The sequence below is a fragment of the Flavobacteriales bacterium genome (assembly GCA_016704485.1).
Classification (GTDB): Bacteria; Bacteroidota; Bacteroidia; order Flavobacteriales_F; family PHOS-HE28; genus PHOS-HE28.
This window is the reverse complement of the sequence record JADJAA010000004.1, coordinates 26,401-43,261: the sequence shown is the minus strand read 5'-3', so window position 1 is coordinate 43,261 and position 16,861 is coordinate 26,401. Positions and strand designations below refer to the sequence as shown.

The 16,861-nt window shown below is 49.4% G+C and carries 17 protein-coding genes; 13 read left to right on the top strand and 4 right to left on the bottom strand.

Going from position 1 to position 16,861, the window contains the following annotated elements:
• From IPF95_17965 to IPF95_17930, 8 genes are all read left to right on the top strand, one after another.
• On the top strand, window positions 1-291 hold the full coding sequence (locus IPF95_17965) for a chaperone modulator CbpM (GenBank protein ID MBK6476569.1): 291 nt from the start codon (window positions 1-3) through the stop codon (window positions 289-291).
• A gap of 90 nt (window positions 292-381) precedes the next feature.
• Window positions 382-948: a DnaJ domain-containing protein gene (locus IPF95_17960; GenBank protein MBK6476568.1), complete on the top strand. Its 567-nt coding sequence runs from the start codon at window positions 382-384 to the stop codon at window positions 946-948.
• Window positions 949-998: 50 nt separating this feature from the next.
• On the top strand, window positions 999-1,502 hold the full coding sequence (locus tag IPF95_17955; protein MBK6476567.1) for a GreA/GreB family elongation factor: 504 nt from the start codon (window positions 999-1,001) through the stop codon (window positions 1,500-1,502).
• Window positions 1,503-1,528: 26 nt separating this feature from the next.
• Window positions 1,529-1,753 carry an RNA-binding S4 domain-containing protein gene (locus IPF95_17950; protein MBK6476566.1) on the top strand — a complete coding sequence of 75 codons (225 nt, stop codon included), beginning with the start codon at window positions 1,529-1,531 and terminating at the stop codon, window positions 1,751-1,753.
• A gap of 22 nt (window positions 1,754-1,775) precedes the next feature.
• Window positions 1,776-2,330: a GNAT family N-acetyltransferase gene (locus tag IPF95_17945; protein MBK6476565.1), complete on the top strand. Its 555-nt coding sequence runs from the start codon at window positions 1,776-1,778 to the stop codon at window positions 2,328-2,330.
• 553 nt (window positions 2,331-2,883) lie between these two features.
• The gene (locus tag IPF95_17940; GenBank protein MBK6476564.1) at window positions 2,884-3,672 is read left to right on the top strand and encodes an alpha/beta fold hydrolase; all 789 of its coding nucleotides are present in this window, start codon (window positions 2,884-2,886) and stop codon (window positions 3,670-3,672) included.
• A gap of 159 nt (window positions 3,673-3,831) precedes the next feature.
• Window positions 3,832-4,218 (top strand): hypothetical protein, encoded by a 387-nt coding sequence (locus IPF95_17935; protein ID MBK6476563.1) that lies wholly within the window; start codon window positions 3,832-3,834, stop codon window positions 4,216-4,218.
• Window positions 4,219-4,368: 150 nt separating this feature from the next.
• A complete protein-coding gene (locus IPF95_17930; protein MBK6476562.1) occupies window positions 4,369-4,788 on the top strand; it encodes a hypothetical protein in 420 nt (139 codons plus the stop codon).
• A 203-nt stretch (window positions 4,789-4,991) separates the two neighbouring features.
• On the opposite strand, the gene IPF95_17925 is transcribed toward IPF95_17930, so the two are convergent.
• Window positions 4,992-5,465, bottom strand: coding sequence for a hypothetical protein (locus IPF95_17925; GenBank protein ID MBK6476561.1), 474 nt, complete (start codon window positions 5,463-5,465; stop codon window positions 4,992-4,994).
• A 101-nt stretch (window positions 5,466-5,566) separates the two neighbouring features.
• Here IPF95_17925 and IPF95_17920 point away from each other — a divergent pair, with 101 nt between their 5' ends.
• Window positions 5,567-6,571 (top strand): tryptophan 2,3-dioxygenase, encoded by a 1,005-nt coding sequence (locus IPF95_17920; protein ID MBK6476560.1) that lies wholly within the window; start codon window positions 5,567-5,569, stop codon window positions 6,569-6,571.
• A 2-nt stretch (window positions 6,572-6,573) separates the two neighbouring features.
• On the opposite strand, the gene IPF95_17915 is transcribed toward IPF95_17920, so the two are convergent.
• Entirely contained in the window at window positions 6,574-8,001 is a 1,428-nt protein-coding gene (locus tag IPF95_17915; protein ID MBK6476559.1) for an MBL fold metallo-hydrolase, read from the bottom strand.
• A gap of 162 nt (window positions 8,002-8,163) precedes the next feature.
• Between IPF95_17915 and IPF95_17910 the strand changes: the two genes are divergently transcribed.
• The 4 genes from IPF95_17910 to IPF95_17895 all read left to right on the top strand — a co-directional run bounded on the left by IPF95_17910 (window position 8,164) and on the right by IPF95_17895 (window position 14,235).
• Entirely contained in the window at window positions 8,164-10,986 is a 2,823-nt protein-coding gene (locus IPF95_17910) for a carboxypeptidase-like regulatory domain-containing protein (GenBank protein ID MBK6476558.1), read from the top strand.
• Window positions 10,987-11,058: 72 nt separating this feature from the next.
• Entirely contained in the window at window positions 11,059-12,591 is a 1,533-nt protein-coding gene (locus IPF95_17905) for a T9SS type A sorting domain-containing protein (protein ID MBK6476557.1), read from the top strand.
• A gap of 65 nt (window positions 12,592-12,656) precedes the next feature.
• Window positions 12,657-13,460: an N-acetylmuramic acid 6-phosphate etherase gene (murQ, locus tag IPF95_17900; GenBank protein ID MBK6476556.1), complete on the top strand. Its 804-nt coding sequence runs from the start codon at window positions 12,657-12,659 to the stop codon at window positions 13,458-13,460.
• Window positions 13,461-13,659: 199 nt separating this feature from the next.
• On the top strand, window positions 13,660-14,235 hold the full coding sequence (locus tag IPF95_17895; GenBank protein MBK6476555.1) for a hypothetical protein: 576 nt from the start codon (window positions 13,660-13,662) through the stop codon (window positions 14,233-14,235).
• A gap of 15 nt (window positions 14,236-14,250) precedes the next feature.
• Here IPF95_17895 and IPF95_17890 read toward each other — a convergent pair whose 3' ends face one another.
• Window positions 14,251-14,688, bottom strand: a complete 438-nt coding sequence (locus IPF95_17890) for an NUDIX domain-containing protein (protein MBK6476554.1) — start codon at window positions 14,686-14,688, stop codon at window positions 14,251-14,253.
• 87 nt (window positions 14,689-14,775) lie between these two features.
• On the bottom strand, window positions 14,776-16,755 hold the full coding sequence (locus IPF95_17885) for a PD40 domain-containing protein (GenBank protein MBK6476553.1): 1,980 nt from the start codon (window positions 16,753-16,755) through the stop codon (window positions 14,776-14,778).
• Window positions 16,756-16,861: the final 106 nt, after the last annotated feature.

Here is a 16,861-nt window from a genome sequence, read left to right as displayed (position 1 = left end):
ATGGAAACCGAAGAACTGATCGCGATACAGCTCTACTGTACCAATGAAGGAATCGAGGCTAGTTTTGTTGAAGCACTTGGTGAACGTGGTCTTATCCGTATCACCACCATCAAGAAACAACGCTACGTTGAACCGGAGTATCTTCCCCGCATAGAAAAACTGGCCCGGATGCATTACGACCTACAGATCAATCTGGAAGGCCTTGAAGCAATAAGCCATATGCTGGAACGCATGGAGAACATGCAACAGGAAATGCATATTCTTGAACAACGGCTGAGTATCTATGAATAATTCCGTTTCTTGGATCAGTTCAGCGTGATCCGAATACGCACCTTGGAGTTCATTGCAGCAGACCAATAAAGAGCCAAGCTTCGATCGCCCATGGATCACTACGCAACACTGGGCCTTACCTATTCTGCAGATGCGCATGCGATCAAAGAAGCATATCGTTCTTTGGCCAAACGCTACCATCCGGATGTATCCAAAGAAGTGAATGCACAAGAACAATTCATTCGGGTGACCCAAGCCTATGAGATCCTATCCGACCCGATCAAACGTTCGCGTTACGATGTGACCCGCTTTAGCCCGAGCCCACGTTCCGCACCTGCAAAGGAGCAGGCCAGGTATGAGCGGAACGTACGCCGCGATCAGCACTCCACGAAAGCCAGAGCGGAACACTTCGGCCGAATGAAGTATGAAAGATTCTACCATGAATACTTCGATTCCAACGTGGCATATTTCGTACCCAAAATGGCCGGTTGTTTCGGGATCATCATCGGCATTATCCTTTGTTGGATCATCATTGCGCTAGTGTTCGTTCTAGTGGGCATAGATCTGAACTTTATTCTCATTGTAATGTTCTTCAGTATTCCGGGAGGTGTTTGGTTAAGTGTGCTCTTCGATGACTGGCACAACCAACAGGCAAAAGCAAGGGCCCGACAGGAATAATGATCTTGGCGCTTTGGTTCGATCGACAACTCCGATCTTTGTAACAGACCATGAGCAGAGGATTCGTACGTGAGGACGACCAGGAAGAAGCGCCCTTCATACCACCACGTGCCGCGTTGCCGGACGGCGTTACCAATTATGTAACCCAGCGTGGTCTGGAGCAATTGCAAGCCGAACGTAAAGCATTGGAAACCGAACGTTCTGCGGTTCGTGGAAGTGATGATGAACGTCGAAGATCACATGCGGTGATCGACGGTAAGCTGAACCTCTTGAATGAACGGATAGTTACAGCGCGTGTTGTAGAACGGACCGACGGACCAATGGACGATGTCCGTTTCGGTGCAACGGTGACCTTTGAACATCAGACAGGTCCGCAGCGTGGAAAGCAATTCACATTCACTTTGGTTGGTGTTGACGAGGCTTCCGTAAAACAACTACGCATAGCCTTTACGTCGCCGATCGCACGCGCCTTGATGGGAAATCGTGTAGGAGAAACTGCCGAATTTCAACTCGGATCCGTCGTTCAACTATTGAAGATCATCTCGATCTACTAACGTTGCATGAATTAAACAGTTCATGAATGGAGATTAGGACGATAACCATACACACCGAATACATCGAATTGAACCAGCTCTTGAAATTAGCCGGGGTCTGTAACAGCGGTGGCGAAGGGAAGATGTTGGTGGCAGAAGGTCTGGTGAAGGTCGATGGCGAACAGGAATTGCGCAAAACGTGCAAGATCCGTTCAGGTCAAGTGGTCCACTATCGTGATCTGGAGATCTGCGTTACGCATCGACCGGACTGATCTTCACAAGGCGCTAGAGATAATGTCTCAACTCAAGACCGACCCATTTCCAACGCTCCACACCGAACGTCTCGTTCTACGGGAGATCACTATGCACGATGTCGAAGCGGTCTTCGCGATCCGATCGGACGAGCGCGTGATGCAATACATTGGTAAGCCACGTGCAAAAGAGATCAAGGATAGCGTCGAACTCATAGCGCGACTAAAAAAGGGGCGAGAAGACAGTTCATCCATCACTTGGGGAATTACAACAAAGAATGATCCCACGTTGATCGGTATGATCGGATACCACCGCATTCAACCGGAACACTATCGCGGTGAGATCGGCTATACGCTTCATGCCGACCATTGGCGCAAAGGGATCATGAGCGAAGCGATGAAGGCAGTGGTAGCCCATGGCTTTGGCGGCCTAGGGTTCCATAGTATAGAAGCCCGTACGGATCCTAAGAATAGTGCATCCAACGCTTTGCTACTGTCCAATGGGTTCGTTCGCGAGGGCCTTTTCAAAGAGAACTATTATTGGAACGGAGAATTCCTTGATAGCGCCGTGTACTCAAAGCTCGCATCTGAGAATTAACACCGGACAACTGGACCATAGGTCTTTACCGGGTGTATCGACCGTTATCTGCTTTCAACGAAAAACATTGCTGATAGGCATGGTTGACGATCCACGCCAACGCAATAGCGTTCTGGAAAAAAGTATCAGGTGGCCCCAAACGAAATGATCCCGGTAAAACCGGGACCATTCCTAAACTAGAAGTAAATTTCAGGGCTCTCCCTCCCTTGGTTCACTTCACGTCATTTTCAATGCTTTTCAAACCAAACCATGTTCTCTGAACGTAGAGTCGCGTTGATCAGTATTTCATGACAACATGTTCTTCTGAGAACAACATATTGTTTCTTCCATACAAAAGTATTCAGGACAAAGTCATTCTCAACTATCAATTCGACGAAACCGGGAATGAAACACATAAATTAACATGCACGGTATTTGGAGCTAAGAATTCGGGATCCATACCTGGTACTTCTCAACTCACTGAGTTAGAACAACAAGCTTACAATTCCTTCTGCGTTCGGGATCATGAGATAAGATTTGACGATTGCCATCTCCATTGCATAACTTGCGGTTCATGACCTACGGTCAACAAGAAAAGCGGATCCCGCTCTTACTGATCCATGGTTTTCCATTGGATCGTACCATGTGGCGGCCTCAGTTGGAAGGGTTACGTGACATTGCACGGCCGATTGCGCCTGACCTACGTGGCTTCGGTGATTCGGGTGTTACGCCGGACATCATGAACATGGGCGACTATGCCTCGGATCTTCATGCGCTATTAAGAACAATGGGGATCCAACGTGCCGTGATCTGCGGACTCTCCATGGGAGGATATATCGCCCTCGCTTTTTTGCAGAAATATCCATCAATGGTACAGGGGCTGATACTCTGCCACACAAAAGCGACCGACGATACGGAAGAAATACGTAAGGCAAGGCTACTGACCGCCAAGACCGCAATGGAAAGCGGTGTTGCAAAAATTGCTGAAGGACTATTCGACCGTTTGATCTCCGAGCATACCAAACGTACACGTGTCGATGTGGTAGACCACCTGAAGAGCATGATGGAGCGTCAGGAGCCAGCCGCTGTTGCGGCTGCTTCGCGCGGAATGGCTGTTCGGCCGGACAGGACCGATATGCTTGCGGGCATTTCAGTACCAACGCTCATTATCACAGGCGAGAATGACCAACTGATCCCGGCAATTGAAAGCACAAGAATGCATGAAGCCATTCCAGGAAGTACGCTCGTGCAAATTCCCAATACCAGTCACCTTAGCAACATGGAGAATAGCGAAACATTCAATGAACAGATAAGGCTATTCATGCTCAGCGTTGGGCGCAAGCACCATGTACAGAACGCTTGAACTGGTCGGGAAGCAACATCCTTATCCGCTGTAGAAGCTGAAGGTCAGTGACGAAACGTCTATTTAGCTATCTTCGATCTGTGCCAGCGCGTTTGGAAAAGCCTTTGGCAACCTTTTTGCATTCCTGAACGTCTATCCATTGAAAACCACATTACACCTATGAAACTAGTAACCATCGCCTTTACTGCTATTGCAGCATTTTCGTTCACTGGCCTTTATGCTCAGACAGGTACAACGATCACCGAGAACACCGTTGAGCAAGAAAAAGAAGCTGCATGGATGAAGGAGGTAGGTTTAAGTGAGGCCCAGGTGGCCAGCATGAAAGCTGCTGACCTTCGCTATTCTGATGCTATGAATGCATTAAGCAAAGCTGAAGGTGATCGTGAGGCACGTGTTCAACGAAGCAAAGAACTTCGTGACCAACACGGCCGCGAGATCAAAGAGATCCTGACCCCGGAACAATACACCAAAATGAACGCCATTCGTGCTGAAAAGCGCAACGCGGGTGCTCAGCAACGTCAGCAAACGGCTCCACATAACGAGTGATCGGTCCAATTTTCCAAGTGTATGAAGGGTGTTCCACGTGAATGCCCTTTTGCATTTAATGCGCTTCAGATCGAACTATTCGGCACGAGAATTGTCCAATACGTACTAACGAACCCCAACACCGGTATTCCGGAGCAAACCATAAGGAACATGAAAAAGTTAATGATGATAGCAGCGGTGACCATTTTCACAGCTGCAGCGGTAAACGCACAGGACAAGGAACGCAAAACGCCTGCAGAGCGAGCCAAGATGCAGACAGTACAAATGACCAAGTCATTGGACCTGACTCCAGAGCAAGTTGAAAAAGTCGGTGCGTTGAACGCCAAATACGCTGAGAAAGTTGAACAGATGCGTGCAGAGCGTCAGACCCAGCGTGAAGAAATGAAAGAAGGGAACAAAGGTGCTGGCAAGGAGCTGCATGATGCACGCATGACCGAGCTGAAAGTGATCCTTACTCCAGAGCAATTCGCCAAAATGGAAGCGCTTAAGGAAGAAAAGAAAGCAGAACACATGGAGAAGCGTAAAGAGATGCGTGGATCCAATGCTGGCGACAAGAAAGAGATGAAATAGTGATCTAGGAAATACAAATGAAAGCCCCGCAGCGATCGTCGCTGCGGGGCTTTTTTTGTACTGGTGTTTCACGGTCCGTCAATCGTTCCGCTTGAATACGATAGGTAACACCTAGGAAGCATCAACCGCCGCTTTTGAACATTAGAAACGTATCCAATTGTTCTGGCCCCCCAAACCCACGAACGGCTTATTGCGATAGACGCCTACCGCAGATCGAATTTCACCTTTCTCCGCAACCGTGTGCGAACAGGAACACCATTCAACAGTGCGGGTTTCCATTGACTTAACCCTTGGGTCGCACACAGCACTCTGCTATGCAGAACGGTGCAACCCTCTTTCATGAATTCCACATTGCTCACCGAACCATCGGTGTTGACGACGAGATCGAAAATGATCTTGGAAGAACCGATGCAGCTTTCCATGGGTGGCAACTTGCCGCACGTTGCCGGCTCCAGCAAATGATCCACCAACGCTTCTTCACCACCGGGGTATATCGGCTTTACATCCACGGACCGCAGGTCATATACTCTACCCGTATCAGAACGCACATCTTCATTTGCTCGCGCATCGAACACCTTCTGCGCTTTATCGGAATTTCCTTTAAGGATATCCACGCTGGACTGCCCTAAAACAATAGTTGGAGCAAGGATCAAAGCAAGCGCGACCGATCGGAACATGACCAAAGTTAGCTCAACCCGACCACATCCCGCTACATTTGGCGGAACAGCGGTACGGTGAAATGAGGTGATATCACCCCGCATTACAGCTGACCAGAACCATGAGCAACATATACTACCCGGACTATCTTCAATTGGATAAGATCTTAGGTGCACAAGCACCAGAGAGTGATAAACATGGTGTGAAAGCGCATGATGAAATGCTCTTCATCATTATCCACCAAGCCTATGAACTTTGGTTCAAGCAGGTTTTGCATGAGGTAGGAAGTGTGATCGAAATGTTCGCGGATGACCATATCGATGACAACCGTGGTGAACTGAACATCGCTGTACATCGCTTGCACCGCGTAACCACCATTCTGGATCTGCTGGTGAAGCAAATGGACGTGATGGAGACCATGACCCCATTGGACTTTTTGGATTTCCGCGACCTATTGCGTCCTGCAAGTGGATTCCAGAGCATGCAGTTCAAGATCCTTGAAGCACGATTAGGACTGCGGATGGAAGCACGTTTCGGCAAGCAGTATTACACGAGCCAATTGAAGCCGGAACATAAAGCGGAGATCGAAAAGCTGGAGAGTATGCCTACCCTACTTGAGCTGGTGAACACGTGGCTGGAACGTATGCCGTTCTTCGATGCGAAATACTGGGATGGAAAAGAGGGTGCGTTCTTTTCGCAATTGGAATCCATCTACACCGGCAGTTTGGTAAAAGGTGAAGAAGGCAATGCCGCACTATGGCAGACCATATTCAACACGGGATCTCGTGAGCGCAAATTATCACCGGCTGCATCACGCAGCGTAGTGTTCATCATGCTGTACCGCGATGAACCGATCATGCAGCAAGCCTTCCGATTCCTTCAATCGCTGTTGGACATTGACGCGGGCATGGCCACTTGGCGCAGCAGACACGTGAACATGGTACACCGCATGATCGGTCTACGCGTGGGCACAGGTGGCAGCACAGGCAAAGCCTATTTGAAAGGTGCCATGGACAGCCACTACATCTTCAGTGAGATCGCCGACCTGAGCAGCTTCTTGTTCGAGCGCAGGAAACTGCCTGCGTTACCTGAAGGCGTGAAGAAAGCGATGGGGTTCGGTGGGTGAACCTACAGCTCGAACCGCTCACCGCGCTCCGGGATGATCACCTTCTTGAACCCTTGTTCCAAACATTGATTGCGGAACCCTTCCAGCGCATGATCAACACCGTGTACCAAGAACAATTTCTTCACTTTAGCGGAATCTTGGCAATCGAGATAACGCTTCAATTCGCCACGATCGGCATGGGCACTATAAAAATCCATGCGCACGACCTTTGCATTCACGGGCACTTTCTCTCCAAATATCGATACCTCCTTTGCGCCCTGAATTAACCGGTCACCTAACGTGCCGGGCGCACAAAAACCAACGGCCAATACCATGTTCTTGGGATCGGGCAGTGCTAACCGAAGGTGGTGTCGTACACGGCCCGCCTCCATCATACCACTTGCACTCACGATGATGCACGGTTCCTTATGATCGTTCAATGCCCTGCTTCCATCAGCACTGCGCACGAATGAAGTGCCCGGAAAACTGAACAGATCAGGATCGTCGTGCAGCTCTTTCTGTACATTCTCCCTGAACAGATCCGTATGTGCACGCGCGATCCCTGTTGCACTAATGGCGAGTGGGCTATCAACAAAAACGGGAATACGCGGCAAACGTCCTTCGTTGCTGAGCTTATTCAACGTGTACAACACTTCCTGCGTTCTACCTACGCTGAATGCAGGAATGATCATGCGTCCTTTGTCCTTAACGCACACGTCGAGCACATGGCCCAACAGAACCTCCTCGGCTTCTTCGATGGAAGAGTGATCGCGATCTCCATAGGTACTCTCGCATAGGATCACATCCGCTTGCGGGAACGAGACAGGATCTGGCATTATGCGGTCCACATAGCGGCCAACATCGCCAGAAAATGCTAGTTTCAATTTCCGATCACCATCCTCCAATATCAATTGCACCGCAGCACTGCCCAGAATATGACCCGTATCCGTAAAGTGCAGGTCCACACCTTCTGAGATCGTTACGTGCTCACCGTATGGAACCGTCCGGAACAAGGCCAATGTCGGAGCCACATCATCTTTGGAATACAGCGGCCCGTTATGAACAACTTCCTTATTTTTTTGACGCGCTTTTTTCTGCTCCCATTCGTAATCGTACTCTTGGATATGCGCACTGTCCATAAGCATGATCTCACAGAGGTCGCGTGTAGCAGGGGTACTCCAGATCACTCCTTTGAATCCCTCGGCCACCAAGCGCGGTAACAGACCACTATGGTCGATGTGTGCATGGCTCAGCACAAGCACATCAATGCTTTTGGGATCGAATCCGAAACTTCGGTTAGGATCACCTTTTATCTCGCGTAGCGCTTCGCCTTGGAACATGCCGCAATCAAGCAGTAAGCGCATGGATCCGCCATTGCGGGAAAGTTCGATCAAATGTTTACTACCGGTAACCGTACCTGCAGCACCGAAGCTGGTAAGTGAAATGGACATGTTCACAAAGGTGGGTGATCGTAGAGAAAGAAACACTCAAAATAATCAAGCTGACGCGTCACGTAAGAATGTATCACTACATTTCCGATCGGATGCCACCTCCCGGCGCACGATGTTCTACGAACGAAGAGTCCGCTCTGATACCTCCTTCTTAAAAAGTGTATGCAAAGGTTACTGAACTTCCTACTCCGCTCTCTCTATACCATCGGTATACCGCTATGCTGCAGTACTGCGGTATGCGCGCAACCCTTTTTATTGCGCGGTACCGTCTACGACAACCAAACGAACGAGACCCTACCGGGTGCAAGCGTAAAGCTGAAAGGTGCAACGGGTGGTGCGATCACGGATATCGATGGCAAGTTTGAACTCTCCGTACCATCCTTACCACCATTTACGCTGACGGTGAGCTATGTAGGCTATACCGATCAAGAGATCTCAGTCACGACCTTGGACAAGGATCTCAAAGTGAAATTAGGGGCGGATCAAGTGCTTCTAGGCGAAGCGGAGGTTATTGGAAGTCGGATCAGCGAGAAACAGAAACAAGCGCCGTTGACCGTGGAAAGCATGGACCTGATCGCGATAAAAGAAGCCCCTACTGGCGACTTCTATGAAGGTCTTGGATCTTTGAAGGGTGTTGATATGACATCGGCAAGCATGGGTTTCAAAGTGATCAATACACGCGGGTTCAATAGCACAAGTCCCGTACGAAGCTTGCAGTTGATCGATGGTGTGGACAACCAAAGTCCGGGGTTGAATTTTTCGTTGGGCAATTTCTTGGGAGCGAGTGAATTGGATGTAATGAAAGTTGACCTGATCGTAGGCGCAAGCTCTGCTTACTACGGTCCGAATGCCTTCAACGGCGTGATCAGCATGACCACCAAGGACCCTTATGTTTTCCGTGGCCTATCGGCAACCGTGAAAGGTGGCGAACGCAATTTAGGAGAGGTTGCATTGCGCTACGCGCATGTGTTCAAAGGAGGTAAAGGCCGTGAACGCTCTGCATTGAAGTTCAACTTTTACTACATGCAGGCCAATGATTGGCAAGCCAATAACTATGCTCCAGTAGAAGGCACTGATGCAGGAGAGAACAACCCTGGCGGATATGATGCCGTGAACCGCTACGGTGATGAAGCATCTTCAAACGCTGGAATAACAACCTACGGCCTTGGCACGGTGCATAGAGATGGGTATAAGGAAACCGATCTTGTTGATTACGATACGCGCAATATGAAAGCATCGTTGGCATATCACTACAAACTCAATGATAGCTTGCGATTCATTGTAGCCAGTAGTTTTGGAACGGGCACTACCGTTTACCAAGGCGACAACCGCTTCCGTTTACAGAACATTCTATTCTACCAGAATCGTATTGAATTGAATGCAGGCGATAAAGGGTTCTTACGTGCCTATGTAACCAATGAAGATGCGGGAGATAGCTATGATGCTGTATTCACTGCATTCCGGTTACAGGACCAAAGTAAGGACGATGCACGCTGGTTCCAGGACTACAGGAACCGTTGGGTAGTTAGTGGAGGACCGCAAGCCCAGATAGCCGCATTACCCGGCTTCCCCACACCTGTATTTGACCCTGGCCCGCCAGCAACGTTCATCATTGACGCAAACGCCATCGATCAATTCTTATTGGATAACAACACCTTCGTATCAGGCCTCCACAACGGAGTAAGGGCTTACGCCAACACCAGTGCTACTTCCGCAGGTACGGAGAACATTTATTCTGATCGTGTAGAACCGGGCACAGCTGAATACGAAGCTGCGTTCAAGGACATTACAACGCGTTTGTTCAGTGAAGGTGGTACACGTTTTTATGATCGTTCTGCACTTTGGCAACTACAGGGTGAGCGCAACTGGAAGGCGAACAAATACACGATCACCGGCGGATTCAGTTTCAGGCAGTACCTACCCTATTCCAAGGGTAACATCTTTTCCGACACCAGTTCAACACGGATCACCAACGAACAAGGTGGAGTTTACGTAGGCGCCGCACGTAAGCTTTTGAAAAGCGAGAAATTGAAAGTAACAGCTACGGCGAGGGTAGATAAGAACGTGAACTTCCCTATCCTGATCTCACCGGCTGCCAGTGCCGTGTACAGTTTTGATCCGGAAAATATTCTACGCTTCTCATTCTCTTCTGCAATACGCAATCCCACGCTACAGGATCAATACCTTTATTACAACGTTGGTCGCGCGGTACTGCTAGGGAATTTGAATGGCGTGGAAAACCTGGTTACGGTTCCTTCGTTGATCAACTCACTGAGCACCAGTGCAAGTGTTCTGGAGTATTTTGACGTGGCTGCGGTGGTCCCGGAAAAGGTCAAGACCCTAGAGGTAGGCTTCCGGAATACGATCGGGAAAAATTTATTTCTGGATGGATCCTATTACTACAGCTTCTACAAGGATTTTCTTGGATTCCAATTAGGAGCTGATGTAGATGTAATACAGTCGAGCAATGCGGTGGATCTCGGCAGCGTGCAGGTTTACCGTGTAGCAGCTAACTCTACAAAACTGGTAACCACCCAGGGGTTTTCCATTGGCGCGAATTACTTTTTCTGGAAATTCTTCGCAGTGAACGCCAACTATTCGTGGAATAAATTGAATACCGTGGAAGACGATCCGATCATCCCAGCATTCAACACACCTGAACACAAGTACAACCTAGGACTTTCTGCTCGGGATATTAGTAAAGTGATCGTGGGCATACCTGTTCAAAATTGGGGGTTCAGTGTTAACTACCGTTGGATACAGGGCTTCTTATTCGAAGGTTCACCGCAATTCACGGGCAGTATCCCGAGTTACGGACTCTTGGATGCGCAGATCAACAAAACCATTCCTTCCATCAACTGCACGTTCAAGCTGGGAGCATCCAACTTGCTGGACAACAACGTTTACATGGTCTATGGTGGCCCGCAAGTGGGCAGGTTGGCATACTTCTCCGTCAGCTACGAACCCGACCTACGGCGGAAGTGATTTCGGAACGTTGGTAATTCGGATCGAAGTAGGTGTTACCTTAGCTGGGAATTACTCACTTAAATCAATTTCATGAAAAACACCTTACGCATTCTTGCGCTTGCAAGCTTAGGCACGGCTATGTCGGCTTCAGCACAGCGTTATTTAACGGAAGTATTTCCATCTGCAACAGTAGAGACGAACGTACAATACGGCACCAACTTTTCAGTACTGACCGGTGCGCCTGTTTCTACGCCGCTTGTTATGGACGTATACACACCAACTGGTGATACTGAAACTGCACGGCCATTGATCGTTTACCTGCATACAGGTTCATTTCTTCCGCGTTATTTGAACCAACTTGTAACAGGTTCAAAGAGTGATAGTGCCACTGTTGAAATGTGCAAGCAATTCGCGAAGAAAGGATATGTTGTAGCTGCGATCGGCTACCGCACTGGTTGGAATCCAGCATCACCTTCTGAGCAAACCCGTAAACAGACCATCATCCAAGCGGTATATCGCTCGATGCAGGATACCAAAACGGCTGTTCGTTACTTCCGTAAATCCATTGCAGAAGATGCAAACCCGTATGGTGTGAATGGCGATCAGATCGTTATTGGCGGTCAAGGATCCGGTGGTTACACAGCGTTGGCCTATTCCTCATTACAGGAAGTGAGCGAGATCCAATTGCTAAAGTTCTTCAATACCGAGACCAATGCATTCATGGTTGAACCGACCATTATGGGTGATTTCGACGGTCTAGGCGGCAGCCCGATGTTGAACAACGATAACTGGCCTTCTTACTCGAACGACATTTCCATGATCTTCAACATCGGTGGAGCAATTGGAGATAGCTCATGGATGGACCAAGGCGAAGTGCCAATTTGTGCTGTTCATGGAGTGAATGATCCATTTGCACCGTATGGCGATGGAACGGTTTTCGTACCCGGAACAAGCTTTGCAGTTGTAGATGTTTCAGGCAGCAGCACGATTACCCGTATCGCGAACGAATTCGGTAATAATGATATCTGGCTGACCCCACCCTTCACGGATGCGATCACGAACTATGCTCAAGCTAAACTGGCTGGTACGGTGAACGATGGCAACGAAGGACTATTCCCGATCATGGCACCACAGAACGCTTCCGGACCGTGGGAATGGTTCGATAGCACCGCGGTTATCGCTGGTTGTGCTGCCCTAGGTATCGATCAGGCAGGTGCGGAACTCCGCATTTCCAATAGCTTGGCATCAAATCCGGTCTATGCAGCATTGGGTCCAGTAGCTGGTCGTTTGCGCGCATTGGCATACGTTGACACGTTGCAGAGCTTTATCACCCCACGCATGTACCGTGGTCTTGGTTTTGATGTTGGTATCGATGAGAATTCAGCGATCGCACAAGGTGTAGATATGTTCCCTAATCCTATGGTGAACAGCTGTGTTATCACTAGCCAAGCTTCAACGATCCAGAGTTACGTGATCTATGACAACCAAGGTCGTGTAACACGTTCAAGTAGCGTTAACGCGAATCAATTCACCTTGGATCGTGAAGGATTGTCCACCGGTGCCTATTACGTGCAATTGTTCTTCAAAGAGGGGAACATCTCACGTAAGCTTATGGTGAACTGATCACAAGTTCTTCGTTGAAAGGGGCCATCCGATCGGGTGGCCCCTTTTCTTTGTACCCTACCCCAATGGAAAAGATCACTGAAAGCGCATCACGTTACGACCACCTGGAGCGCATGACCACCAGCGAGTTGCTCACGAACATCAATGCTGAGGATCGCACGGTTGCGCAAGCGATAGAACGCACGCTACCGGAAATAGGAGCACTCGTTGATGAGATTACGGAGCGCATGCAACGCGGCGGTCGATTGTTCTACATGGGTGCCGGCACCAGCGGACGGTTGGGGATCGTTGATGCCAGTGAATGTCCGCCCACCTTCGGAGTGCCACATGGGCTGGTGATCGGCATAATCGCGGGCGGCGATGCTGCGATCCGGAAAGCCGTTGAATTTGCGGAGGACGATCGCGAACAAGGATGGAAAGATCTGCAGGAACACGCTGTTGGAAAAGATGACACGGTGATCGGTATAGCGGCAAGCGGTGGTACACCCTATGTGATCGGCGCATTGGAAAAGTGTAACGATGAGGGCATACTCACAGGGGGCATAACGTGTAACCCTGGCAGTGCGTTGGCACTCACCGCCAAGCATCCAGTTGTCGCCATTGTTGGTCCGGAGTTCGTGACTGGCAGCACCCGGATGAAAAGTGGCACAGCCCAGAAGCTGATCTTGAACATGATCAGTACTGCTGTGATGATCAAACTTGGTCGTGTAAAAGGCAACCGTATGGTGGACATGCAACTGAGCAATAACAAACTTGTGGACCGCGGCACACGCATGGTGATGGATACGCTGAATGTCCCGTATGAAGAAGCGAATGCTCTTCTTAAACAACACGGTAGTGTGAGGAAGGCTGTGAGCAGTAGGGAGTAGGCAGTTTGCAGTGGGCAGTTTGCAGTGGGCAGTTGGCAGTTGGCGTCCCTGCGCGATCGCTTTGGAATGTTCCTCTCGTGTTCCGAACAGTGAGAAAGCACGTAATTCCATTCACGTTCATCAACGTTAATTAACGGTTGAAAAAAAGTGCGTACGGGCTAACATTATACATCGCGGGTTTACCTTTGCACATATAGTAATGCACGACATTGAACCACATTACCAATGGCGTGATAAATACACCGCCGAAGACGATGACCGCTCGCCGTTCCATGGCACGGAGCACAGTGAATTCGAATTCAGCAACGCCGTGTACGACCATGTGATCCATCCACAGTGGGATTCGTTCGGGAGCACGACATTGTACATGAAGGTCATTTTTGCTGACTACGATGATGGCTATGTCATCATTGAGCTGATCGGCGAATGGAACGATCTACTTCACAATGACATCATGGTCCTGAAGCGGGACATCATTGAAGAGTTGATGGCGCAAGGGATCAACAAGTTCATTTTGATCGGAGAGAACGTACTCAACTTCCACAGCAGTGATGAAGAGTATTATGCCGAATGGTATGATGAAGTAAGTGAGCAGGATGGCTGGATCGCGTTGATCAACTTCCGGTTGCATGTATTGGATGAATTGCAGCATGCCAACATCGATCAATACTTTCTGCTTGGCGGCAAACTGAACAACTTTCCTTGGAGGGCCTTCGAGCCGGAAGGTGTATTCGCCAATGTTCAGGATCTTGTGGTGCGCAGGTTGGGGGTCTGACCCACACGAGTGCGTCTACAACTTCGCCTTCAGCATCGCCAGCACCACCCTATCGATCGGTAGCGAAACAGCATCGTTATCCACATTTTCCAGCGGCAACCACCGGAACAGCTCTTCGGTAAACACAGTGCCTTCCCCACCGAACGGTTCGGTAACAACAGAGATGGCTTCCGGATCCCGAACACTGAAGGTGTAGTAAACGCTGATCACTTGCATGGGTGTGCTATGGAACGCACTCTGCTGAAAGAAATCGGTGGTGTAGAAGTGATCAATATCGAAGGCAACTAGTCCCATCTCCTCTTTGATCTCACGGATCAAACATTCTTTTAAACCTTCGCCATGTTCCAGTCCACCTCCGGGGAATTTGGTAATGCGCTGTCCTTTTATCAGCTCATCGGAAACAAGTACATTCCCTTTGTGGATCAACAGGCCGTAAACGCGGATCGTGAACATGCGGTAAAGATGGGCTTCACTGCAATAAAAAACGCGCGCTTGGAGCAAAAGGTTCCAAGCGCGCGTCGTTTTAAGCAGATATTCGTTCTACAGGACCTTGATCTCCGTACGGCGGTTCTTCGCTCTGTTGGCACTGTTCGTATTCGGCACCAATGGTTTTGAATCACCCGAGCCAACAGCTTCCAGTCGATCTGCTTTAATACCTCGCTTCATCAAATGATCGCGAACTGAAGCAGCACGCTCTGCAGAGAGATCGGCATTCAAGGCGGTAGTGCCTGTATTGTCCGTGTGACCTTCGATCATCAACCGAAGGTCATGGTGCATTTCCAGTAGATAGTACAACTGGTTCAACTCCGGCAAGGACTGCTGTTCAAGGATCGCACTATTGGTCTCGAAGAAAATGTTGTGCAAGGTCACTTTATTTCCGGCTACCATCGGTTCCAGAATGATGTCGAGGCTCATGTCGTTCGGTTGCATGCCTTTAGGAATGCTCACGTTCTTGGAATGGGGCAAGTAACCCTCGGCTTTCACGTACATGGCATAATCGCGACCAGCAGGAATTGCCAGCAGAAAATCTCCTGTTGATCCATCCGTAGTAACATCCAGAACGTGTTTCGCGGTCTGCAGATCCACCATTTCAATGATAGCAGAAAGGCCATTGATCCGTGCTTCGCTCGTGATCTTTCCTTTTAACATGATGGTACCTGATGCTTCGCCTGCTGGCATCGCACCGCCATTGGCGCTTACGGTCTCATCACCGTTCTTGAACTGCACCATATACAGATCATCCTCTCCTGAACCACCGGGGCGATAAGAGCTGAAGAAACCTTGGCTTCCATCAGCCGTGCGTACAAAAAAGAGATCGTCATCCGGTGAATTGATCGGCCAACCCAGATTTACCGGAGTTGACCAAGCGTTGTTCTCCAAACGGCTTTGGAATATGTCATAACCGCCTATGGAGTTGTGTCCCTTGCTACTGAAGTAGATCGTTCTTCCATCCGGGTGAACGAAGATGCCGTCCTCATCGAACTCCGTGTTAACCGAAGGACCAAGGTTCTCCGGCGTTCCCCACTGCTTGAGCGCATCGTTCCATGGACTTCGAAAAATATCCTGACCACCGAGATTATCATCATCCCTATCACTCACGAAATACAACCATTGATGATCGAAACTGTAACACGCACTTGACTCGTGCGAACCGGTGTTGATATTCGGGCCGAATGCAACGGGCTCGCTCCAGATCCCATTCTCACGTTTCGACTCGTACAGATCTCCACCGCCTTTTTCGTCGCGATAGATCACCATTGTACGACCGTCATTTGATAACCCAACGCAGGCATCGTTCTGCGGGGTATTGATCGGGGTGATCATGCGCTGCGCACTGGTCCATAAGCCATTTGAATTGGTGCTGGAATAGATATCCTCGTAATGATCCGCGGTTACCTTGTTGATCTTATCCTCCGCGGTAACAGGTCTGCGGGAGGTGAAATACATAGCGGTTCCATCCGCATTGATCAATGGACCGTAATCCGCAAAGCTCGAATTGATGCCATCGCCAAGATTTGAAACACGTGCTGTTGCCGGCGAACCCATTGCCAACACTCCGTTACGACACTCGATGATGTGCTTGTCCGCCAAATTGAACATGGGATCCATGTCCGCTTCCGGAAACGACAACAGGTGCTCTTCGTAGAGCGCTATCGCCTCTTTCCAACGCGCGTTGAGCTGCAAAGCATAGGCCGCCATGAACGTAACATGTGGAATGGAAGCATCAGCCTTGTGCGCCTGTAACAGGTATTCCACTGCTCTATGGCGCTGTGGTCCGTTCAATTGGCAACGTCCCATGGCCATGTTCACCCCGGCATCATTGGGATCCAGTGCCAATGCTTCTTCCAGGATCTTTTCTGCTTGACCGAAATTTGCACTACCGCTCTGAAGCAACCGTTCTGCCTTTTTGCAAAGATCACGCGCCTCTTTACTGGTGGTCGCACTTTGAGCGGTTAGTTCCGGGGCACCAAAAAGCAGAACAGCAACAAGGAGAATACTAGCGTTTATGCGCATCATCATAATGGTATGCGTTGAATATGAGGGCATTGAACGAAACCATGGTCCGAAAGGTTCGGTTCACCGACTAACAATAGCTTTGACCCGACGGAACACGCAACCATAAAAC